Source organism: Methylobacterium longum, assembly GCF_022179385.1.
GTDB lineage: Bacteria > Pseudomonadota > Alphaproteobacteria > Rhizobiales > Beijerinckiaceae > Methylobacterium > Methylobacterium longum.
The window spans coordinates 112,586-132,438 of record NZ_BPQS01000011.1 but is presented as its reverse complement, the minus strand read 5'-3'; the positions used below and the strand labels follow the sequence as shown (position 1 = coordinate 132,438).

The window sequence follows — 19,853 nt, the reverse complement described above, 5'->3', positions numbered from 1 at the left end:
CCGATACCCGAGGCATTAAGCATAGTCCGACGCGTTCGGAGCAGCGGCGACTGCTGTGGGCGCTATTAACCGCCGCATCATCCGTAACTGCGAAGACCTTGGGCTCTATTGTTCGTCCAAGGCGCGAGCGGAATGTCGAAATCCGAAGGGGTCGTGCTCCGGCGCATCGAAGCGGTTCTGCGCGGGATCGCCTCAGGCGGACGCGACCTCGGCGGAAATCGCCGCGGCGGCGTCGCGGTGACTTTCGCCCTCGGTTCGACGGTGCTGATCGGCTTGGTCGGCGGCGGGATCGACTACGCGCATCTGGCCACCCGCCGCTCCCAGTTGCAGAACGCCGTGGACGTCGGCGTGCTCACCGGCGGCAACACCCTCAAGCTCGCCGCCTCCAGCATCGCGTCCGTCCAGGGCGTGACCGAGCAGGCCATACGCAACAACGCGCCGCCGTCGCCCGATCAGCCCTTCGCCGTGACGGTCGACGTGGCCGCCGACAAGACCAGCGTCTCGGCACGGGTCCAGGAGAGCGTGAAACTCGCCTTCGGCGGCTTCCTGGGGATGAGTGCCCGCACCGTGTCGGCGCAGGCCAGGGCCAGTGTCGTGGGCAAGATGCGGCTGTGCATGCTCACGTTGGACGCCGCGGCGCCCGGGGCTTTCAACCTTCAGAAGAACGCCCAGGTCACCGCCAACGGCTGCTCGCTGTACTCGAACTCCCTGAGCCCGACCGGGATGGTCGGCGGCGACAGCGCGATGGCCCGCGCCGACACGATCTGCTCGGCTGGCGGCTACCTGGGCCTGCGCGCCAATTTCGCCCCGACCCCGCAAACGGGCTGCCCGGTCATCGCGGACCCGTTGAAGGGGCGTGCCAACCCGCCGATCGGAAGCTGCGCGACTCTGCCCTATCCGTTCAACCTCTTGCCGATCGGCAAGACCGCGACGATCGACAAGGACGTGACGCTCTACCCGGGGACATACTGCGGCGGCCTGCAGATCAAGAAGAATGCCATCGTGACGCTGGCCCCCGGCATCTACGTCTTCCAAGACGGGCCGCTGATCGTGAAAGACAAGGCCTCGCTGACCGCGTCCGGCGTGGGGTTCTACTTCACCGGCGACAAGGGCGGCCTGCTCTTCGACAAGGATACCACGATCAGCCTCACGGCGCCGACGTCGGGGGAGATGGCGGGACTGTTGATGGCCGAGCAGACGACGGTCTCTGCCCCGCTCGACCCGGCACTCATCGCCAATGCCCTCGATCTCGGCGTGAGCATCCCGCCGACCCCGGCGCCGCTCGGGCAAACCAAACCGATGCGCATCTACCGGATCATCAGCAACAACGCCCGTTTGATGCTCGGCACGATCTACTTGCCGACGGGGCGCCTCGTCATCGATGCGACGCAGCCGGTGGCCGATCAGTCGGCCTACACGGTCGTGGTGGCGCAACAGGTGAATCTCTACGAGGGACCGAACCTCTACCTCAACGCCAACTACGATGCGACGAGCGTACCGGTGCCCAAGGGCGTGGGTCCGCTCAGCGGCAAGATCCTGATCACCCAGTAGGCCCCGGCCCGCGGCTGCGTCGGGGCACGATCGGCCGGGCGTCCCGCGGCGGGGTATCCCGCGGCGGCGTGCCCCGCCGCGGGCCTGGGTCGAAGGCCGAGGGTTGTCCCGGCCGGAAGACCTGCCCCTCCCGCCCTCGATCTGCCCGGCTCGCGATCCCGGAGCGGCCGACGCCCCGCCGCGACGGGAGCCCGTTCCAACCTCGGGCGTTGAACCGCCGGCCATGGCGCGTCCGCGCGGCGGCCGCCGGTTCGACGCCGAGGTGCCGTCATGGTCGCGATTTCCGATCCGCAGGACGATCCGCCCGAGCCGGATCTGGAGGGGATGAACGACCTCCTCGCCGAGTGGGCGGCGCGCTCGGCCGTCGCCAGCGCGGCGCTGATCGAGCGGTTCGAGGCGATGGGCTACGAGGTCCGCGGCAAGTCCGAGGACGAGATCGCCGAGATCCTGCACCGGCCCCCGACCCGCATGGCCCAGGGCGGCGCACCGCGAGAGCCAGGATCGTAGGTAAATATACCTTGACGCGCGGCCGGGTTGTGAGAGGATGGGACCCCGGCGACGTCCTGCGTTGAGACTGGAACAAATCATGAACAAGATGCCCGTCAATGCATCCGGCCGGGTCAATCGTCCCGGGCGTCCGCCCAGCGCGTCGGTGGCGCTGCCCGCGGAGGCGGCCCGCCTGCTGACGCGCCTGGGCGAGGCCGGCGCCTACGCGCGGCCCGATCCCCTCGCGGAGGAGGCCCTCCTGGTCCGGCGGGGCGGCGACGGGATCTCGGTGGGCAGCGGGCGCTTCGCCGCCGCGTCCGGCCGCTGCCTCGCCGCGGCCGACCTGGCGGCGTGGAACGACGCCGGCACGCAGCTGACGATCACCGCCGCCGGGCGGGCGCGCCTGCGCCGGCAGGCGATGCCGGGCGCCCTGGCGTATGCGGCGCAGCATCACGACCTCACCCTCGTGGACGGCGGCGCAGACGGCCCGACCCTGCGCAACGCCGCGGAGAATCCCCTGGCCTGGATGGTGCGCCGGCGCGACCGGGACGGCGCGCCGCTGCTCGACCCGGCATCCTTCGAGGCCGGGGAACGGCTGCGGCGGGACATGACCGCCGCCGCGCTGCTGCCCCGGATGGGATCGGATTTCGGCGCCCCCCGGGTCGACGGGGGCGGTCCGCGTGACCCGGCCGGCGCGGCCGACCACGTGATCGCCGCGCGGCAGCGGGTGCGCGGCGCCCTCGACGCGGTCGGGAGCGACCTGTCGGGCCTGCTGATCGACCTCTGCGGCTTCCTGAAGGGCCTGGAGCGGATCGAGGTCGAGCGGCGCTGGCCGGCCCGCTCGGCCAAGGTCGTGGCGCGCATCGCCCTGGGGCGGCTGGCCGAGCATTACGGGCTGGAGCGGGAGGCCACCGGGCCCGAACGCGGGCGCCTGCGCCTGTGGCGGGGCTGACGGGGGCGCCGCCCGCGGGCGGCGGCTCTCAGGCCTCCGCGGCGAGCCGGACCGCGTCGTGGTGGATGCGCTCGGCCATCGCCCGCACGCCGTTCGAGCGCTTCGACGTCACGTGGGAGCCGAAGCGGAGCTGGCGGAACAGGTCGAGGCCGTCGGTCTCGGCGGCCTCCTTCGGGGTCTTGCCGGTGTAGAGCGCCACCATCAGCGCGACGAAGCCGCGGACGATGAACGAATCGCTGAAGCCGTGCAGGACGAGGCGCGGCCCCCCGTCGGTCCGCTCCACCCCCGTGTCGATCCAGACCTGGCTCTCGCACCCGTGGACGCGGTTCGCGTCGGTCCGCTCCGCCTCGGGCATCGGCGGCAGGGCGCGGCCGAGCTCGATGAGGTACTCGAGCCGCATGTCGTCGTCCTCGACGATCTCGAAATTGTCGATGATGGTGTCGATCGGGGGAAGCATGCTCGGCCGGATCCGCGGTGATCTGCACCGCTATAAGCCGCCGGCCCCGTCGTGGCGACGGGGCCCGGCGCCGCGGCAGGGGTTGGTGTTGGTGTCAACGCGCCACCATCCGGCCCGGACCCCTGCCGGATCGTCGCTTCCGCCCGCCCGGTCCCGGCGGTGGCGATCCCGACGCCGGATCGTGGGCCTGCCGATGACCCAGCCGGCGCTCACGACGGGCCGGGATGCACCGGCGGCAGGGTCAGACGCAGGGGGTCGCCGGGGCTGGCATCGCCCCTGACGGCGATCTCGGCCTGGGCCGCGTAGGCTGCGATGAGGCGCGGCCCGAGCTTCGGCACGTTCGGCCGGCCGGAAGCGGTCATCTCGCTCACGCCCGAGACGATCGCCAAGCGCAGGGGCTCGCCGGCCTGGGCCTCCATGTCGATGGCGATCGAGCAGGCGACGTGCTCGGCGGTGGCGTCGAGGCACTCGGCCACGATCTCCGCGACGATCATGCCTAGGGCGTTGGCGGTGCGCGGTTCGACGAGGCCGTTCCCGGTCCCGCCGACCTGGACGCTGATGCGCCCCGCCCGTCGAAGCTGCCCGAGGCCGGAGGCGAGGCGGTACAGGTAGTCCTTCAGGTCGATCGACGCGATGTGGGGCGCCTCGTGGAGGTGCTGCTGCACGAGCGCGATCGCCCGGACCCGCTGGCCGAGCGCCTCGAAGCTGCCGCGGCAGGCATCCGGCGCCGCCCGTCCGTAGAGGCCGATCAGGCTCACCATCACCTGCAGGTTGTTGCGGACGCGGTGATAGACTTCGGCGAGCAGCGCCTCCTTCTCGGCCAGCGCATGCTCGATGTGCTCCTCCGCGTGCTTGCGGTCGGTGATGTCGAAGCAGGAGCCGAGATAGCCCTGGAACTGGCCGTCCTCCATGAGTGGGCGGGCCGTGTCCAGGAGCCAGCGGTAGACGCCGTCGTGCCGCCGCAGCCGGAACTCGACGGTGAACGGCTCCCGCGCCTCGAAGGCACTCGCGACGATCTGGGCGTGCCGCTCGAAATCCTCCGGGTGCAGCCCGTTGCGCCAGCCGAGGCCGAGCTCCTCCTCGAGGGGACGGCCGGTGAATTTCAGCCAGCACTCGTTGTGGTGGATCGCGTGGCCGGCCCTGTCGGAGCGCCACATCATCAGGGGCACGACGTCGGCGAAGCGCTTGAAGCTGTCGCTGAGGGCGGCGGCTTCCGCGGTTCCCTGCGCGGGACCCGTCCCGGGATCACCCGCGGGGCCGTCGTCCAGCGGCTTTGCCGCTTCGGACCCTGGTGGCTCACCGACCATTCTCTACTCGATTCGCTCTGAGGCTGTGTGTGTGTGAGACGAGGTGGCTGCGTGCGGATGGCGCCGGTCAACGTGTCGACCCGATTGCCGTTCCGGCTTCGGACAGCCGAACGAGCCTTGATTCATAGGGTTGATCGCGGTGAGACCGGTCGGCGCGTGCAGGATCCGCACGGCGGCGGCCGGCCCGACCCGCACGGTCTCGGGCCCGACCCGCAGTGCGGCGACCCCGCCATCGCACATTCGATGAGCCAAAAATCCTAAAACCTCCGAGTGATAGGAATTCTTGCTTGACGCCGGGCCGCTGCCGGGCTATCACCGGGGCACGGTCGAGACGTATGCGGAGAGGCGGCGATGCTCCGAAGCAGGGCTCACCCGGCCGGGTTGCGGGCCGAGGCCCTCCGGCTCCTCGCTGAGACCAATCTTCCCGTCTGCGAGATCAGCGCCCGGACCGGCGTCACCGCGCGGACCGTATGGTCGTGGAACGTCCGGGCCGGCTGGCTCAGGCCGCCGCGGCGCCGGTGGGTGGCGACCGCGCGCTGGCCGGCGGAGCGCCGGGCGGCCCTCGTCCGGCTGCTCTGCGCGCCGGGCAACGACCCCGGCGACGTCACCCTGGCCCTGGGCCTCGGGCGGCTCACGCCGGACATGATGGTCACGGCCTTCGGGACGGCGCTGCGGCTGCCGGCGGAGGTGCTGGTGCGCCCGGATCGCGGCGCGGCGACGGATCCGACGACCCTACGGCTGCACCTGCGGGCCCACATCGTCCGGCAGATCGCCGCCTTCGACGCGGCGCTGAGCGGCGCGGGGCCGGCCCTGCGCGATTCCGCCCGGGTTCTGCGCGACCTCGGCGGGCTCAAGCGGCTCCTCGACACGGTGGATGCGGACGGCGCCCGGCGCGCGGGCGGGGAGGAGGACGATGGCGACACCGAGCCCGACCTGCCCGCCCTGCGCGCGGAGCTCGCGCGCCGCTATGCTGGCTTTGTCGGCGGCCGGGCGGCTGCCTGACTTCCTCGCGACCCTGCCGCCGGCGCTGATCCGCGCGCTCGCCGACGACTGGCTGCACCAGGCCCGGCCCGACCAGCTCCCGCCGGCCGACCCGGAGCCCGGGTCCGGGGCGGCGAGGGCCGGGGAGATCCGGACCGGAGACGTCTGGACCGGAGGCCCCTCGACCGGAGGCCCCTGGACCACCTGGGCCGTGATCGGCGGCCGCGGCAGCGGCAAGACGCGCACCGGGGCCGAGTGGGTCGACGCCCTGGCGCGCGGCGATCCGGCCTTCACGGCGGAGCCGGTGGGCCGGATCGCGCTGGTCGGCGAGACGCATCTGGACGTGCGCGACGTGATGGTCGAGGGGCCGTCGGGCCTCCTGAGCCTGCCGGCGCGCGGCCGGGCCCGGCCGGTCTGGTCGCCGAGCCGGCGGCGCCTGGAATGGGCCAACGGCGCGGTGGCGCTCGCCTTCTCGGCCGAGGAGCCCGACGCGCTCCGCGGCCCGCAATTCGGCGCCGCGTGGTGCGACGAGGCCGCCAAATGGCGCCGGCCGGAGGCCACCTTCGACATGCTGCAATTCGGCCTGCGCCTCGGCGCCCGGCCGCGCAACCTCGTGACCACGACCCCCCGGCCGGTGCCGCTGATCCGGCGGCTGCTGGCCGACCCGCGCACGGTGATCAGCCGCGCCCGAACCCGCGACAATGCCGGCCACCTCGCGCCGGACTTCCTGGAGCGGGTGGTCGGGCGCTACGCCGGCACCCGTCTCGGCCGGCAGGAACTCGACGGCGAGCTGATCGCCGACCGGGACGACGCCCTCTGGGACCGCGCCGCCCTCGAAGCCGCCCGGGTCGCCGCCGCGCCGGAGCTGGGCCGCATCGTGGTGGCGGTGGATCCGCCCGCGACCTCCGGGGCGCGCTCGGATGCCTGCGGGATCGTGGCGGCCGGCCGCGCCGGAGGGCACGCCTACGTGCTCGCCGATGCGAGCCTCGCCCGCGCCACCCCCCAGGCCTGGGCCGGGACCGCGCTCGCCCTCTACCACCGCCTCGCGGCCGACGCCCTGGTGGTCGAGGTCAACCAGGGCGGCGAGATGGCCGCGGCCGTGCTGGCCCAGTGCGACCCCGCCGTCCCGGTGACGCGGGTCCATGCCACCCGCGGCAAGTATCTGCGGGCGGAGCCGGTCTCGCTGCTCTACGCCCGCGGTCTGGTCCACCATGTCGGGGCGTTCCCGGAGCTGGAAGACGAGTTGTGCGATTTCGGGCCGGACGGCCTGTCCGGCCACGCTTCCCCCGATCGGCTCGACGCTTTGGTCTGGGCGCTCACCCATCTGATGCTGGAGGCGCGCGCGGAACCGCGCATCAGGCGCCTGTAGAACGCTTTGAGACGAACGCCAAAACAATACGGCGCGCTTCGATGAGAAGCGCGCCGGGAGTCGGTTCGTGGTCTCTGGAACGAACTGCATCCTGTATACACAATTTCTTGAGCCATGCTGTAGCCGGGAGGCCACGGCGCGGCTTCCAACGGTACAAATTCCCCGGATTGTTGTGGGGTCGCGCCCGATAACTTGGGCACGATCAATCTGCGCGCGACCACAGCTCAGGAGCGGACCGGAATGGCGACTGTCGTCGAACGGCTGGCGCGGCTCGCGCGCCGCGCCGCGGGTGGCTCCGGCCCGGCGCCCGCCACCAAGGCCGCCCCGGCGCCGGCCTTCGCCCTCTATGCGGACGGGCGGGCCAACTGGACGCCCCGCGACCCAGCCGCGCTGGCCCGGGCCGGCTACGAGGGCAACCCGATTGTCCACCGGGCGGTCCGCCTCGTCGCCGAGAGCGCGGCGCGTCTGCCGCTGATCGCCACCGGGCCGGGCGCGGCGCGGGCCTGCGATCTCCTGGCGCTGCTGGCCCGGCCGAACCCGCGGGACAGCGGCACCCAGCTCCTGGAGACCGTCTACGCGGACCTCCTGCTCACCGGAACGGCCTACCTGGAGGCGGTCGACCTCGACGGACGGGTCGCGGCCCTGCAGACCCTGCGGCCGGCCCGGATGCGGATGCTGCCCGGGCCCGACGGCTGGCCGGCCGCCTATCTCTACACGGTGGGGGGACGCAGCCGCCGGTTCGACCTGCCGGCGCCGGGCGCGGCCGAGGTGGCGCCGGTCCTGGCGCTCGCCCTGTTCCACCCGGACGACGATGCCGGCGGCCTCGCGCCCATCGCGGCGGCGGCCACGGCGCTCGACATCCACAACGCCGCGAGCGCCTGGAACAAGGCGCTCCTCGACAACGCCGCGCGACCGTCCGGAGCCCTGGTCTTCGCCGGGGCGGGACTCTCCGAACCCCAGTTCGACCGGCTGAAGGCGGAGCTGGAGGCGAACTACCAGGGCGCCGCCAATGCCGGCCGGCCGCTCCTGCTGGAGGGCGGCCTCGACTGGAAGCCGCTGGCCCTGTCGCCGCGGGACATGGACTTCGTCGAAGCCAAGAACGCGGCGGCGCGGGAGATCGCGCTGGCCTTCGGGGTGCCGCCCCTGCTGCTCGGCCTGCCCGGCGACAACACCCACGCCAACTACGCCGAGGCCAACCGCGCCCTGTACCGGCAGACCCTGATCCCGCTCGCCGCCCGCACCGCGCAGGCGCTGGCCGGCTGGCTGGAGCCCGCCTTCGGGCCGGTGGACCTCGAGCCGGACCTCGACCGGATCGAGGCGCTCGCGGCCGAGCGCGAATCCCTGTGGCGCCGGATCCAGGCCGCGGACTTTCTGTCGGTGGCGGAGAAGCGCGAGGCGGTAGGCTACCCACCGGAGCGGGCCGGCGGGGCGGCGGCCTGACACGGCGCGCATCTCCCTTCCGCTCCGCGGGGGCGGGCGCGTCGGTCACCGGACCGCCGATCCATCGACCGGACGACGATCCTGAACCCGGCGCCCGAACCCGCTGCTCGAACCCGCTGCCCGAACCGGCCTGCCGGATCCCGAGAGGGGCCCGCCGCACGCGTCGGCCGCCCTGGGCGTCGCAGCGCTGAAGGGCGGGCGTGCGTCCGATCCAGGTCCGCTCCCCAGACACGTCCCACAGCCGAGGATACCCGATGGACGGCCACTTCACGGGCTATGCCAGCGTCTTCGGCGTGCCCGATCTCGGCCGCGACGTGGTCGTGCCGGGCGCCTTCGCGGCGAGCCTCGCCGGGCGCGGGCCGGCCGGCGTGCGCCTGCTGTTCCAGCACGACCCCGCCGAACCGATCGGCCGCTGGATCACCCTCCGCGAGGATGCCCGCGGCCTGTTCGCGGAAGGGCAGCTCAACCTCGCGGTGCAGCGCGCCCGGGAGGTCGACGCCCTGATGCGCGGGGGCGGCCTGGACGGATTGTCGATCGGCTTCCGCACGCTGCGCGCCCGGAAGGGTGGCGGGGGCGAGCGCCGGCTCCATCAGGTCGATCTCTGGGAGATCTCCCTGGTGACCTTCCCGCTGCAGCAGGCGGCCCGCGCGAGTCCGCGCCCGGATACGGGCGCGACGCCCCTGTCGGAGGAGATCCGCGGCCTCGCCCGCAGGATCGCGCCGCCGCGGCGCCCGCTTCCCGCCGTCCGTCCGCAGCCGGGCCTCCGGCCCTGACCGCCACCCCGACTTCCGCCCCCGCCGACGAGGACCCCATGAACGCCCATACCGCGCTCGCCAGCGCCGCCTTCGAGACCAAGGACGCTCTGCCCGACCTGGAGAACAAGGCCGCCCGCCCCGAGGGCGGCGAGGTCCGCTCGGCCCTCGACGACCTCGCCGCCGCCTTCGCGGCCTTCAAGGAGACGAACGACGCGCGCATCGGCCAGATCGAGGGCCGGCTCGGCGCCGACGTCCTCACCGAGGAGAAGCTCGCCCGGATCGATGCCGCCCTCGACGCCGCCCGTACCCGCCTCGACCGGATCGGCCTGGAGCGGGCCCGGCCGCCCCTGGGCCGGCCGGATCCCCGGGAGGGCACGGCCGCGCACGAGCACAAGGCCGCTTTCGACCTCTACGTCCGGGCCGGCGAGAGCGCCGGCCTCAAGCGCCTGGAGGCCAAGGCCCTGTCGGCCGGCTCCGGTCCGGACGGCGGCTACCTCGTGCCCGACACGATCGAGCGGACCGTGCTGACGCGGCTCGGCCAGATCTCGCCGATCCGGTCGATCGCCAGCGTGCAGCAGATCTCGGGCGCGCAGTACAAGCGCGCCGTCTCGGTCGGAGCGCCGATCACCGGCTGGGCGGCCGAGGCCGCGCCGCGCCCGGAGACCGCCGCACCCGCCCTGTCGGAGATCGCGCTCCCCGCCCTGGAACTCTACGCGATGCCGGCCGCCACGCAGACGCTGCTGGACGACGCCGTCGTGGACCTCGACGCGTGGCTGTCGTCCGAGGTGGAGACGGCGTTCGCCGAGCAGGAGGGCGTCGCCTTCGTCACCGGCAACGGCGCCAGCCGCCCCCGGGGTTTCCTCGCCTACGACACCGTGGCCAACGCCGCCTGGGTGCCGGGCAAGCTCGGCATCGTGGCGACCGGCGCGGCCGGCGCCTTCCCGTCGACCAATCCGGGCGACGTGCTGTTCGACCTGATCTACGGCCTGCGGGCGGGCTACCGCCAGAACGGCGGCTTCGTCATGAACCGGCGCACCCAGAGCGCGATCCGGAAGTTCAAGGACGCGGAGGGCAACTACCTGTGGCAGCCGCCGCTCGCCGCCAACCGGGCCGCGACGCTGATCGGCTTCCCCGTCACGGAGGCCGAGGCGATGCCCGATCTCGGGAAGGACAGCCTGTCGGTCGCCTTCGGCGATTTCCGCCGCGGCTACGTGGTGGTGGATCGTACGGGGATGCGGGTGCTGCGCGACCCGTACTCGGCCAAGCCCTACGTGCTGTTCTACACCACTAAGCGCGTCGGCGGCGGGGTACAGGATTTCGACGCGATCAAGCTGCTGAAATTCGGCTGAGCGCGGGCTCCCGCGGGCGTTCGCGAGGCGGGCGGGGGCCATCGCGGGGCGCGCTCAGGGGCGCGTGCGGAGACTGCCGATCCCCGTCCTCGGGCGCGGCTTCCCGGCCCCGGATGACGGTGGGGATCGTCGCCGACCGGCATGGCCCCGAAGGGACGCCGCCGGCCGGTAAAACGCGCCGCCCCATGGGCGGGCGGGCGTCGGTACCGGACCGCACCGGCTGGCGGTGCGGTCCGGTGGGTGCCACCCGGACGTCAGCGCCCGGAATTGCCGTCGCGCAGGGTGCCGGTGGGCTCCTGCACGTGGGCCTCCAGGAACCAGAGGTGCTTGTCGACCGCCCGCGAGATCTCGGTGAACAGGTCGGCCGTGTCGGGGTCGCCCGCCTCGTCGGTCTCGTCGATGTTCTGGCGCACCGCGTTGGCGTAGGCGGCGTAGCTGTCGATCAGCGCGGCGATGTGGTCGGCGATCGCGTAGATGCCGGTCGGGTAGGCCGGCAGCTTGGTGCGCTCAGCGACCGCCTGGGTCGAGCCGAAGGCCGTGGCGCCGAGCTGGACCGCGCGCTCGGCGACGGTGTCGTTGAGCTCGTCGAGCTGGGTGCGGAACCCGTCGAGCATCTCGTGGACGCCGATGAATTGCGGACCCTTGAGGTTCCAATGGGCCTGCTTGATCGCGAGCGCCAGGTCGATGCCGTCCGCCAAGCGCGCGTTGAGCGCCTCGATGGAGACCTTCTTGGCGTTCGAATCGGTGTTGTTGCGGGTCTTGTGAGTCCGCGGGGTGTTGGTGGTGCCGGTGTCGGCCATGCTCTCGCTCCGTATGCCTGAAAGGTTCGGAGGCGAAAGTTCGGATGCGGCCTCCGGTTCCCGCACGCGTGAACGATCCCGGCAGGATCCAGGGATGCCGACAGGTTCTGGCTGGGTGCCCTAGCGGGACCGGGCCGGGCGCGCCATCCAGTCCGAGCGGTTACCGCGCGGCATCGCGTCGCCCACCTGGATCCGCGACAACTCGGCCGAGCGCGCGGAGATCCAGCCGGCGTGCTCGGCCACCGGCGTGACGGCGGTGAAGCCGCCGCAGGCGGTCCGGCGGACACCCTGCTGCAGGGCACCGCTCGACCAGCTCACCACGCCGACGATCCGGTAGCCGCCGGACCCGCCCGCCAGGATCGGGCCGCCGGAATCGCCGAGGCAGGCCCCGGCCCCGGAGGTCTCGGCCATGCGCTGCCGGTCGGTCACTACGGTCACCCGGTTGGCGACCTGCAGCGAGCCGATGGAGACGAGATGCGCGAGCCGCAGGACCCGGGCCGAGCCCCGCCGGTTCTCGGCCACGACGCCGAAGCCCGCGATGTCCACCGCCGCGCCGGTATCGATCGCGGCGGCGCCGCGCGGATCGAGGGGGACGTAGTCGGCGCCGAGCGGCCGTTCGAGCTTGAGGAGCGCGAGGTCGACACCGGGCTGCTCCTCCGGCGTCGTGCCGGGCACGAAGTCCGGGTGCATGGTGGCGGCAATCACCGGGGTCCGGTGCTGGCGGAAGCCCCGGTCGACGCTGATCACCGTGTAGCCGGCCGGACGCATGACGCAGTGGGCGGCGCTGAGCACGAGGTCCGGGGCGATCAGGGTTCCGGAGCAGATCTCGCCCTCCGTGCTCTCGATGCGCACCACGAAGCTGCGCGCGCCGTTCGGATCACGGGTTGTGGTGCCGTTGATCACGGCCGCCGCGGGGGCCGGCATCAGGCCGGCGAGCGCACCGACGAGGGCCGCCCCGAGCAGGCCGCCCCCGAGGCTTCCGCACAGGAGACGCTCGAGAAGGCCGGCCTTGCGGATCGGGCGAGGGGACATCGAGCACTCCGGGGGCGCCGTCGGCGCGGATGGGGCGACGGGGCAGGGCAACGGGGCAGGGCGGCGGGGCAGGGCGGCGGGGCAAGGCCGACAGGTGAGCCTAGAGCAAGGCAATGAGCCGGCCAAGCTGCGGTTCCCTGCGGATCCGCGCGGGGTCTACTCCGCCCAGCGCACGCTCCGGCCCCAGCCGCCGAGGGTGCCGTCGATCCAGCCGCGCTGCGGCCCGACCAGGACACCCTGGGTGAGGCCGCCGCAGGCGCCGCCGACCCAGGCGGCGACCGCCAGGACGGCGCCGTCCGGCCCGGCGATCGGGCCGCCGGAATCCCCCTGGCAGGCGCCGCCGGCGCCGCCCTTCAGCCAGACCAGGATGCGGCTCGGCCCGTGGGGCTCGATGACCGGCAGGCCGAGGCCGCGATAGGTGCCGGTGGAGCGCGGGTCGCCCGGCTTGGCGGCGCCGTAGCCCGCCAGGGTCAGCCTCTCGCCGGCCCGCGGGATCGCGGCGCTCAGGGCCACCGGGACGAAGCGCGGCGGCAGCGGCGTCGCGGTGCGCAGGAGCGCGAGGTCGATGGAGCGGCGCCGGCCCGACGCCGCGCCCGCGTCGTAGCCCGGATGCACGGCGCGCGCGGCCACCGCCACGAGGACCGGCGCGCCGGCCTCGTCTCGAAAATGGATGCGGTGCTCCGGGGCGCCGGCCGCGCAATGCCCCGCGGTGAGCACCGTGTCGGGGCCGAGCACCACGCCGGTGCAGACGCCGCCCTGCGACGACAGGACCATCACGGCCCCGCCGGCCGGCACCTCCGCGCCGCCCACGATCGCCCGGGCCGGCAGGCTCGCCAGCGTCAGGGCCGCCAGCGTCAGGGCCGCCAGCGACGGGGTCGCCGGCACGGCGCGGGCCGGCGGGCGGCGCTTCGAGATCGGCATCAAACCACCTGAAACCACCTGAAACCACCTGGGTGAGGGACGCGATGATCCCGTTACGCATCGACGCCGCCGCCGTCGAGCCGGTGAGCGTGGCCGACCTGCGCGCCTACCTGCGCCTCGACTCCGACGACGGGGGCGCCGAGGACGACCTGCTCGGCGCCCTGATCACCGCGGTCCGCGCGAGCCTCGAGCTCGAGACCCGCCGGATCCTGGTGCCGGGCCGCTACCGGATCGCCCTGCCTGCCTGGCCGCCGGACGGCCGGGTGCCCCTGCCGCTGAGCCCGCTCGCGGAGCTCGCGCGCGCCGGGTTCGCGGTGGCCGGTGGAGACATCGCCCTCCTGGCCGACGGTCTCGTGCGCCTCGGGCCCGACCCGGTGGAGGACCCGTGCCTGCGGGTCGATCCGGCGGTGCCGGATCCCGCCGGCCGCACGATCCTGATCGAGGTCGCGGCGGGCTACGGCGGCGACGGCCCGCCGCTGCCGGCCCCCCTGCGGCTCGCGATTCTGCGCCTCGCCGCCGCCCGCTACGAGCATCGCGGCGACGAGCCCGAGGCGGAGGCGGCCGACCTGGCCGCCCCCTTCCGCCGGATGCGGCTGTGATGTCCTTCTCCGGAGCCCGGCCCATGACGACCGTCTCCCAGAGGCCGTCCCTCGGCGCCCGCCGCCGCCGCTTCGTGCTCGAACGGCCCGTGGAGTCGCCCGACGGCTTCGGCGGCGTGCTGCGCCGCTACGTCGCCGGCCCGGTCCTGTGGGGGGCGCTCGCCCCGGCCGGGATCGTCGACCGCCCGGCTGGAGGACGGACCGACACGCTGCCCGCCTACCGCATCACCCTGCGCGGCCGGGCCGACCTCGATCCGACGATGCGGCTCGCCGCCGGCCCCCGCCGCTTCGCGATCCGCGCCGTCGCCGAGCCGGACGCGCGGGGCCGCGACCGGGTCTGCCACGTCGAGGAGCTGCCGCGGGAGAGCCTGTCGTGACCGATCCGTGCCCGCTGCTGGCGCTGCGCGCCGGCCTGATCGCCCGCTTCTCGGCCGACGCCGCCCTCGCGGCCCTGCTGGGCGGACGGGTCCGGCTCTACGACGAGCCGCCCCGCGGCTCGATCCCGGTCTACGCCGTGTTCGGCGACGCCGAGATCCAGGACGATTCCGTCGACTTCGCCGAGCGCCACCGCCACCGCCACGACATCGCGGTGATCGCGCGGCCCGGCTCGGTCCGCACCGCCCTGGACGCCGCCGCGCGCATGGCGGCGCTGCTCGCCGACACCGCGATGCCGCTGACCGGCTGCCGGCTCGTCACCCTGCGGGTCCGCGCCATCGAGGCCCACCGCGACGCCCGGACCGGCGAGGCCCGGGCGCGCCTGACCCTCGAGGCCGTCACCGAGACGCTGTGAGGGGCGGGGCGGGCGACGACGCGCGGCGAGGTTTTCCATCAACCAGGCAGGAGGACGCCGATGGGCGCGCAGAAGGGCAAGGATTTGCTGCTCCGGGCCGGCGACGGCGCGGGCGGCTTCGTGGCGGTGGCGGGCCTGCGCACGCGGCAGATCACCCTGAACGCCGAGACCGTGGACGTGACCAACGCCGATTCCACCGGCCGCTGGCGCGAGCTCCTGGCCGGCGCCGGGGTGCGTCGGGCCGCGATCTCGGGCTCCGGCGTCTTCCGCGATCAGGCCTCGGACGCGCGGCTGCGGCTGATCTTCTTCGAGGGGGCGATCGAGACCTTCCAGGTCGTGGTGCCGGCCTTCGGCATCCTGGAGGGCCCATTCCAGATCGCGAGCCTCGAATACCGCGGCGACCATGCCGGCGAGGTCACCTTCGACGTGAGCCTCGATTCGGCCGGCGCGCTCGCCTTCGCGGCGGCGTGAGCCATGGCCAACCGGATCCGCGGCGAGGTGCCGCTCGCCCTGGGCGGTCGGCGCTACACCCTCTGCCTCACCCTCGGCGCCTTGGCCGAGCTGGAGGCCGCGCTCCAGGCCGGCGACCTTGCGGGCCTCGCCGACCGGTTCGCGGGCGGGCGCGTCTCGGCCCGCGACCTGATCGCCCTGCTGGGCGTGGCCCTGCGCGGCGGCGGCCACGACATCGACGACGCCGCGGTGGCGCGGCTGCCCCTCGCGGGCGGGCTCGACGCGGTCTCGGCCGCCCTCGGCGAGGTGCTGGCGGCGGCCTTCGGGGAGGGGCCGGCACCCGCAAACCCTCCGTAGAGCCGGGGTCGGAGGAACCGCAACCGACCCCGGCTCGAAACCCCCGCCGCCGCCCTCGCGGCGCCGCCTGCGGTTTCCCCTGGGACGACGCCCTCGCCCTCGGTCTCGGCGTGCTCCGCTGGAGCCCCGCCGCCTTCTGGACGGCGACACCCCGCGAGTTCGCCGCGGCGCTCGGCCGGGGCGCCCGGCCGGAGCCCCTGACCCGCGCCGCCTTCGAGCGGCTGCTCGCCGCCTATCCCGACCCGACCTGAGGCGCCCCATGGCCGACACCGACTCCGACACACAGGGCGATGCGCGGATCCAGCAGCTCGAAACCCTCGACCGGCTGGCGCAGAGTTTCGGCCGCAGCCTGGACGCGGCCCTGACCCGGGGCGCCGCCTCCGGCCGCAGCCTCGACGGGGTGCTGGGCACGATCGGGGCCCGCCTCGCCGGCACGGCGTCCCGGGCGGCCGCCGGCCCGATCCGCTCCGGCATCACGGGCCTCATCGACGCCGCCCTGGGGGCGGGATCCGAGGCCGCGGCCGGCTTCGCGCGGGGCGGCGTGTTCCGGGGCGGCCGGGTGCAGCCCTTCGCGGCGGGCGGCGTCGTGGCCGCGCCGACTTACTTCCCCATGACGGGCGGCACCGGGCTGATGGGCGAGGCCGGCCCGGAGGCGATCCTGCCGCTGGCCCGCGGCGTCGACGGCCGCCTCGGCGTCGCGGCGGGCGGGGCCTCGGCGCGGCCGGTCTCGGTGACGGTGCACATCGCCACGCCCGATCCGGGGGCTTTCCGCCGGTCCGAGGCCCAGGTGACCGCGAGCCTCGCCCGGGCCGTGGCACGGGGCCAGCGGGCGACGTGAGCGGGCGGGGGGCGCCAGCGCAGGGGCGCAGCCGCGCCTTCCTGCCCGTCGCGCTCCCCTCGCGGGCCGTGGTGCCCCGGCTCTCACGTCGGCGCGGGTACGCGATCCCTCACGGGGAGGGATGCCGGGGGCGGGGGCGGGCGCCGACCCCTGTCACGCCGCCTGCTGCGCCTGCGCCGCGCGCGCACGGCTGCGGCGGCCGTCGACGCTCACCGGGGCGACGCCCTGGATCGTCACGCGGCGGACCACGCGGGGGGCGTCGCCGTAATCGTCCACCGCTCGGTGGATGGTCGCCCGGTTGTCCCAGATCGCCACGTCGCCGGTCCGCCAGGACCAGCGCACGGTGTTCTCCGGCCGGGTGGCGTGGTCGTTGAAGATCGCCAGAAGGTGCTGGGAATCCGCCGTCGTCAGCCCGAGGATCCGCTGGACGAAGTGCCCGACGATCAGCGAGCGCTCGGCGGTCTCCGGATGCACGTGGACCAGGGGGTGCTCGGTCTCGAACACGGTCCTGGTGAACACCTCGTCGTAGCGCCGCCGCCCGGCCTCGGAGACGTTCACGCGCCCGCCGACGTAATCGTAGACGTTGGAGTGCAGCGCCCAGAGGCGATCGGCGAGGTCGCGCAGGGGCTCGGGCAGGTCGGCGTAGGCCGCCGCCGTGTTGGCCCAGAGCGTGTCGCCGCCGTAGGGCGGCAGCGTCACGGCGCGCAGGATCGAGATCGCCGGATAGGCCGGCACGAAGGTCACGTCGGTGTGCCAGGAGCTCGCCCGCTCGCCCCGGCTGCCGTCGATGTCGAGGACGCCCGCCGTCCCTGCCAGGGAGGGCACCGTCGGGTGCGGGACGAGGTCGCCGAGGCGCCGGCCGAACGCCTCCTGCCCGGCCTCGTCGAGGGTCTGGTCGCGGAAGAACACCACCTTGTGAGCGGTGAGCGCCTGCCGGATCGCCGCGACGATCCCGGCATCGAGGTCGCCCGAGAGGGCGACGCCGCGGATCTCCGCGCCGATCCGGCCGGCGACGCGGCGGAGGTCGAGGGCGGGGGTGGACGCGTGGAGGGGCTGGGGGACGGCGCTCATCGAAAGGCTCCCTGAGGGTTCGGCGAAGTGGCGCGCAGATCATGCGCGGTCGATGCAGGTGTTCCGGACCGGGATGATGCGGTCCTCGACGGTTTCGCCGCGCCGATCTTCGATCGACGGCCGTCCTTTGTCGATGAACGGTGTTTTTGATTTTCCCTCCCTTCCGGAAAGACTTTTTGCGAGCGGCCCGGGCCGGCAGCGATGACGTTCCCCGGCGTCGCGCAGGACCGGGGACGCGGCCCGGCCGACGGTGGCGGCCGGGGGATCGACGCGGACGCAGCCCGCCGAACCGGAGAGACCCCGATGGCCAGCGACTTCCACGAGGTGCTGTTCCCCCTCGACGTGTCGCTGCGCGCCGGCGGCGGCCCGCAGCGGCTGACCGAGATCGTCACGCTGGCCTCGGGCCGGGAGCACCGGAATGGCCGCTGGGCCGATTCCCGCCGCCGCTACGATGCCGGGTTCGGGATGCGCGGGCTCGACGCGCTCCACAGCGTGCTGGCCTTCTTCGAGGAGCGGCGCGGGCGGCTCTACGGCTTCCGCTTCCGCGACCGGGTCGACGGCCGATCCGGCCCGCCCGGCCGCGCCGTCGGCCCCCTGGATCAGCCGCTCGGCCTCGGCGACGGCGCGACCGCGTCCTTCCCGCTGGTGAAGACCTACGGCGGCGGCTTCGCGCCCTACCGGCGCCGGATCGCCAAGCCCGTGGCGGGCAGCGTCCGGGTGGCGGTCGGCGGCAGCGAGGTCGCGCCAGACGCCTTCGGGTGCGACCCGGCAACGGGGCTCGTCACCTTCGCGGCCGGGCATCTGCCGCCCGCGGGCGCCGCCGTGACGGCGGGCTTCGCCTTCGACGTGCCGGTCCGCTTCGACACCGACGACCTCATCATCGACCTCGCCGCCTTCGCGGCCGGCGAGATCCCGAAGGTGCCGCTCGTCGAGATCGTGCCGTGAGGAGAGTGCCATGCGCGACATCCCGGAGGCCTTCGCGGCCCATCTCGCGCAGGGCGTGACCACCCTGTGCCGCTGCTGGTCGCTGCGGCGGCGGGACGGGGTCGCCCTCGGCTTCACCGACCACGACCGCGACCTGACCTTCTCCGGCCTCGTCCACGAAGCCCGGACGGGGCTGGAGGCCGCCGAGGCCAGCGCGGAACTCGGCTTCGCGGTCTCGGGCGGCGATGTCGCCGGTGCGCTGAGCAGCCTCGGCCTCACCGAGGCGGACATCGCCGGCGGCCTCTACGACGGCGCCTCCGTGGAGACCTGGCTGGTCGACTGGACCCGGCCGGCGACGCGGCTCCTCCTCGATCTCGCCACCATCGGCGAGGTGCGCCGGGAGGGTGACGCCTTCGTGGCGGAGCTGCGCGGACTCACCCACCGCCTCGATGCCGAGCGCGGCCGCAGCTACCGGGCGACCTGCGACGCCGACCTCGGGGACGCGCGCTGCCGGGTCGACCTGGCCGCGTGGCGCACCGCAGGGCGCGTGACGGCGATCCCGGAACCCGCGACGGTCTCGGCCGTCCTGACGGGCGAATTCCCGGACGGCCTGTTCACCGCCGGCCGGCTCACCTGGACGGTCGGCGCCAATGCCGGGCATGCGGTCGATATCCGGCTCCAGCTCGGCGACCTGATCGAGCTCTGGACCGTGCCGCCCCGGCCCGTGGCGACCGGCGACGGCTTCACCCTCACGGCCGGCTGCGACAAGCGCCTCGGCACCTGCCGGGACCGCTTCGCCAACGCGGCGAACTTCCAGGGCTTCCCGCACATGCCCGGCAACGACGCGGTGGCCCGCACCGTGCCGGGCTCGGCGGCGATCCTCGACGGCGGGAGCCTGTTCCGATGAGCGCGATGCGGCGGGACACCGGCGCGGCGGCGCTGGGCGAGGCCCGCCTCTGGCTCGGCACGCCCTACCGCCACCAGGCCTCCCTGCGGGGTGTCGGCTGCGACTGCCTCGGGCTTCTGCGCGGGGTCTGGCGGGGGCTCTACGGGCACGAGCCCGAGGCCGTGCCCCCCTATGCCGGCGCCTGGGCGGAATCCGCCCCCCCGGGCACCGACCCGCTCACCGAGGCGGCGTCACGCCACCTCTCGGCCGTGCCCGGCCCCCTCGCCGACGCGTCGCCGCGTGCGGGCGACGTGCTGCTCTTCGCCTTCCGCCGCCATCTTCCGGCCCGCCACTGCGCCATCGCCACCGGCGACGGCGGCATGATCCACGCGCACGACGGCGCGGTGGTCGCCGAGGTGGCGCTGACCGCGTGGTGGCGCCGGCACCTGACAGGGGTGTTCCGGTTTCCGGAGGCCCCGTCCGGTTCTGCGCCCGGAGCGCAGCCGAGCCGGTAGCCGTCATCACGCCGCGCATGCTG

General features: G+C 74.2%; 24 protein-coding genes and 1 pseudogene. 18 read left to right on the top strand and 7 right to left on the bottom strand.

Annotated elements, in window-relative coordinates; all coding sequences use genetic code 11:
* Positions 1-132: 132 nt before the first annotated feature.
* The 3 genes from MFF58_RS12845 (at position 133) to MFF58_RS12835 (ending at position 2,989) form a co-directional block, all read left to right on the top strand.
* Complete coding sequence (locus MFF58_RS12845) at positions 133-1,551, top strand: TadE/TadG family type IV pilus assembly protein (RefSeq protein WP_238287866.1); 1,419 nt, start codon at positions 133-135, stop codon at positions 1,549-1,551.
* A 270-nt stretch (positions 1,552-1,821) separates the two neighbouring features.
* Complete coding sequence (locus tag MFF58_RS12840) at positions 1,822-2,058, top strand: hypothetical protein (protein ID WP_238287865.1); 237 nt, start codon at positions 1,822-1,824, stop codon at positions 2,056-2,058.
* Between the two features lie 79 nt (positions 2,059-2,137).
* Positions 2,138-2,989: a DUF6456 domain-containing protein gene (locus tag MFF58_RS12835; RefSeq protein WP_373323340.1), complete on the top strand. Its 852-nt coding sequence runs from the start codon at positions 2,138-2,140 to the stop codon at positions 2,987-2,989.
* A gap of 28 nt (positions 2,990-3,017) precedes the next feature.
* On the opposite strand, the gene MFF58_RS12830 is transcribed toward MFF58_RS12835, so the two are convergent.
* Together MFF58_RS12830 and MFF58_RS12825 are read right to left on the bottom strand one after the other, a co-directional pair.
* Entirely contained in the window at positions 3,018-3,446 is a 429-nt protein-coding gene (locus MFF58_RS12830; protein ID WP_238287863.1) for a SufE family protein, read from the bottom strand.
* A gap of 209 nt (positions 3,447-3,655) precedes the next feature.
* Positions 3,656-4,753 carry a sensor histidine kinase gene (locus MFF58_RS12825; RefSeq protein ID WP_238287861.1) on the bottom strand — a complete coding sequence of 366 codons (1,098 nt, stop codon included), beginning with the start codon at positions 4,751-4,753 and terminating at the stop codon, positions 3,656-3,658.
* A 351-nt stretch (positions 4,754-5,104) separates the two neighbouring features.
* On the opposite strand from MFF58_RS12825, the gene MFF58_RS12820 reads away from it, so the two are divergent.
* The 5 genes from MFF58_RS12820 to MFF58_RS12800 all read left to right on the top strand — a co-directional run bounded on the left by MFF58_RS12820 (position 5,105) and on the right by MFF58_RS12800 (position 10,647).
* Positions 5,105-5,755, top strand: coding sequence for a helix-turn-helix domain-containing protein (locus tag MFF58_RS12820; protein WP_238287859.1), 651 nt, complete (start codon positions 5,105-5,107; stop codon positions 5,753-5,755).
* A complete protein-coding gene (locus tag MFF58_RS12815; RefSeq protein ID WP_238287858.1) occupies positions 5,721-7,103 on the top strand; it encodes a DNA-packaging protein in 1,383 nt (460 codons plus the stop codon). The genes MFF58_RS12820 and MFF58_RS12815 overlap by 35 nt, the downstream gene beginning before the upstream one ends.
* A gap of 240 nt (positions 7,104-7,343) precedes the next feature.
* Positions 7,344-8,543: a phage portal protein gene (locus MFF58_RS12810; protein ID WP_238287857.1), complete on the top strand. Its 1,200-nt coding sequence runs from the start codon at positions 7,344-7,346 to the stop codon at positions 8,541-8,543.
* 254 nt (positions 8,544-8,797) lie between these two features.
* Positions 8,798-9,316: an HK97 family phage prohead protease gene (locus tag MFF58_RS12805; RefSeq protein WP_238287855.1), complete on the top strand. Its 519-nt coding sequence runs from the start codon at positions 8,798-8,800 to the stop codon at positions 9,314-9,316.
* Positions 9,317-9,354: 38 nt separating this feature from the next.
* Positions 9,355-10,647 carry a phage major capsid protein gene (locus MFF58_RS12800; protein ID WP_238287853.1) on the top strand — a complete coding sequence of 431 codons (1,293 nt, stop codon included), beginning with the start codon at positions 9,355-9,357 and terminating at the stop codon, positions 10,645-10,647.
* Positions 10,648-10,901: 254 nt separating this feature from the next.
* Here the strand turns inward: MFF58_RS12800 and dps are convergent, their stop codons facing one another.
* The 3 genes from dps to MFF58_RS12785 form a co-directional block, all read right to left on the bottom strand.
* The gene (gene dps / locus MFF58_RS12795; RefSeq protein WP_238287852.1) at positions 10,902-11,447 is read right to left on the bottom strand and encodes a DNA starvation/stationary phase protection protein Dps; all 546 of its coding nucleotides are present in this window, start codon (positions 11,445-11,447) and stop codon (positions 10,902-10,904) included.
* A gap of 120 nt (positions 11,448-11,567) precedes the next feature.
* Positions 11,568-12,479: a S1 family peptidase gene (locus MFF58_RS12790; protein WP_238287851.1), complete on the bottom strand. Its 912-nt coding sequence runs from the start codon at positions 12,477-12,479 to the stop codon at positions 11,568-11,570.
* A 156-nt stretch (positions 12,480-12,635) separates the two neighbouring features.
* Positions 12,636-13,400: a S1 family peptidase gene (locus tag MFF58_RS12785; RefSeq protein WP_238287848.1), complete on the bottom strand. Its 765-nt coding sequence runs from the start codon at positions 13,398-13,400 to the stop codon at positions 12,636-12,638.
* A 44-nt stretch (positions 13,401-13,444) separates the two neighbouring features.
* Between MFF58_RS12785 and MFF58_RS12780 the strand changes: the two genes are divergently transcribed.
* The 7 genes and pseudogenes from MFF58_RS12780 to MFF58_RS12750 all read left to right on the top strand — a co-directional run bounded on the left by MFF58_RS12780 (position 13,445) and on the right by MFF58_RS12750 (position 16,434).
* On the top strand, positions 13,445-13,999 hold the full coding sequence (locus MFF58_RS12780) for a head-tail connector protein (protein ID WP_238287847.1): 555 nt from the start codon (positions 13,445-13,447) through the stop codon (positions 13,997-13,999).
* Positions 14,000-14,022: 23 nt separating this feature from the next.
* Positions 14,023-14,376: a head-tail adaptor protein gene (locus tag MFF58_RS12775; RefSeq protein ID WP_238287845.1), complete on the top strand. Its 354-nt coding sequence runs from the start codon at positions 14,023-14,025 to the stop codon at positions 14,374-14,376.
* Positions 14,373-14,789: a tail completion protein gp17 gene (gene gp17, locus MFF58_RS12770; RefSeq protein ID WP_238287844.1), complete on the top strand. Its 417-nt coding sequence runs from the start codon at positions 14,373-14,375 to the stop codon at positions 14,787-14,789. The genes MFF58_RS12775 and gp17 overlap by 4 nt, the downstream gene beginning before the upstream one ends.
* A gap of 60 nt (positions 14,790-14,849) precedes the next feature.
* Complete coding sequence (locus tag MFF58_RS12765) at positions 14,850-15,260, top strand: phage major tail protein, TP901-1 family (protein WP_238287843.1); 411 nt, start codon at positions 14,850-14,852, stop codon at positions 15,258-15,260.
* A 3-nt stretch (positions 15,261-15,263) separates the two neighbouring features.
* On the top strand, positions 15,264-15,596 hold the full coding sequence (locus tag MFF58_RS12760) for a gene transfer agent family protein (RefSeq protein WP_238287841.1): 333 nt from the start codon (positions 15,264-15,266) through the stop codon (positions 15,594-15,596).
* A gap of 83 nt (positions 15,597-15,679) precedes the next feature.
* Positions 15,680-15,847, top strand: a pseudogene (locus tag MFF58_RS12755) (rcc01693 family protein); the annotation flags it as partial.
* An 8-nt stretch (positions 15,848-15,855) separates the two neighbouring features.
* Positions 15,856-16,434: a phage tail tape measure protein gene (locus tag MFF58_RS12750; protein WP_238287837.1), complete on the top strand. Its 579-nt coding sequence runs from the start codon at positions 15,856-15,858 to the stop codon at positions 16,432-16,434.
* Between the two features lie 153 nt (positions 16,435-16,587).
* Here the strand turns inward: MFF58_RS12750 and MFF58_RS12745 are convergent, their stop codons facing one another.
* Positions 16,588-17,505, bottom strand: coding sequence for a TauD/TfdA dioxygenase family protein (locus MFF58_RS12745; protein WP_238287836.1), 918 nt, complete (start codon positions 17,503-17,505; stop codon positions 16,588-16,590).
* Between the two features lie 39 nt (positions 17,506-17,544).
* Positions 17,545-17,826: a hypothetical protein gene (locus tag MFF58_RS12740; RefSeq protein ID WP_238287834.1), complete on the bottom strand. Its 282-nt coding sequence runs from the start codon at positions 17,824-17,826 to the stop codon at positions 17,545-17,547.
* Here MFF58_RS12740 and MFF58_RS12735 point away from each other — a divergent pair.
* From MFF58_RS12735 to MFF58_RS12725, 3 genes are read left to right on the top strand one after another with little or no spacing between them, the layout of a single operon-like run.
* Entirely contained in the window at positions 17,809-18,450 is a 642-nt protein-coding gene (locus MFF58_RS12735) for a DUF2460 domain-containing protein (RefSeq protein ID WP_238287833.1), read from the top strand. The two genes, MFF58_RS12740 and MFF58_RS12735, sit on opposite strands and share 18 nt — an antisense overlap.
* Positions 18,451-18,460: 10 nt before the next feature.
* Complete coding sequence (locus tag MFF58_RS12730; protein ID WP_238287831.1) at positions 18,461-19,336, top strand: phage/gene transfer agent baseplate hub protein; 876 nt, start codon at positions 18,461-18,463, stop codon at positions 19,334-19,336.
* Positions 19,333-19,830 carry an NlpC/P60 family protein gene (locus MFF58_RS12725; protein ID WP_238287830.1) on the top strand — a complete coding sequence of 166 codons (498 nt, stop codon included), beginning with the start codon at positions 19,333-19,335 and terminating at the stop codon, positions 19,828-19,830. The genes MFF58_RS12730 and MFF58_RS12725 overlap by 4 nt, the downstream gene beginning before the upstream one ends.
* Positions 19,831-19,853 lie beyond the last annotated feature (23 nt).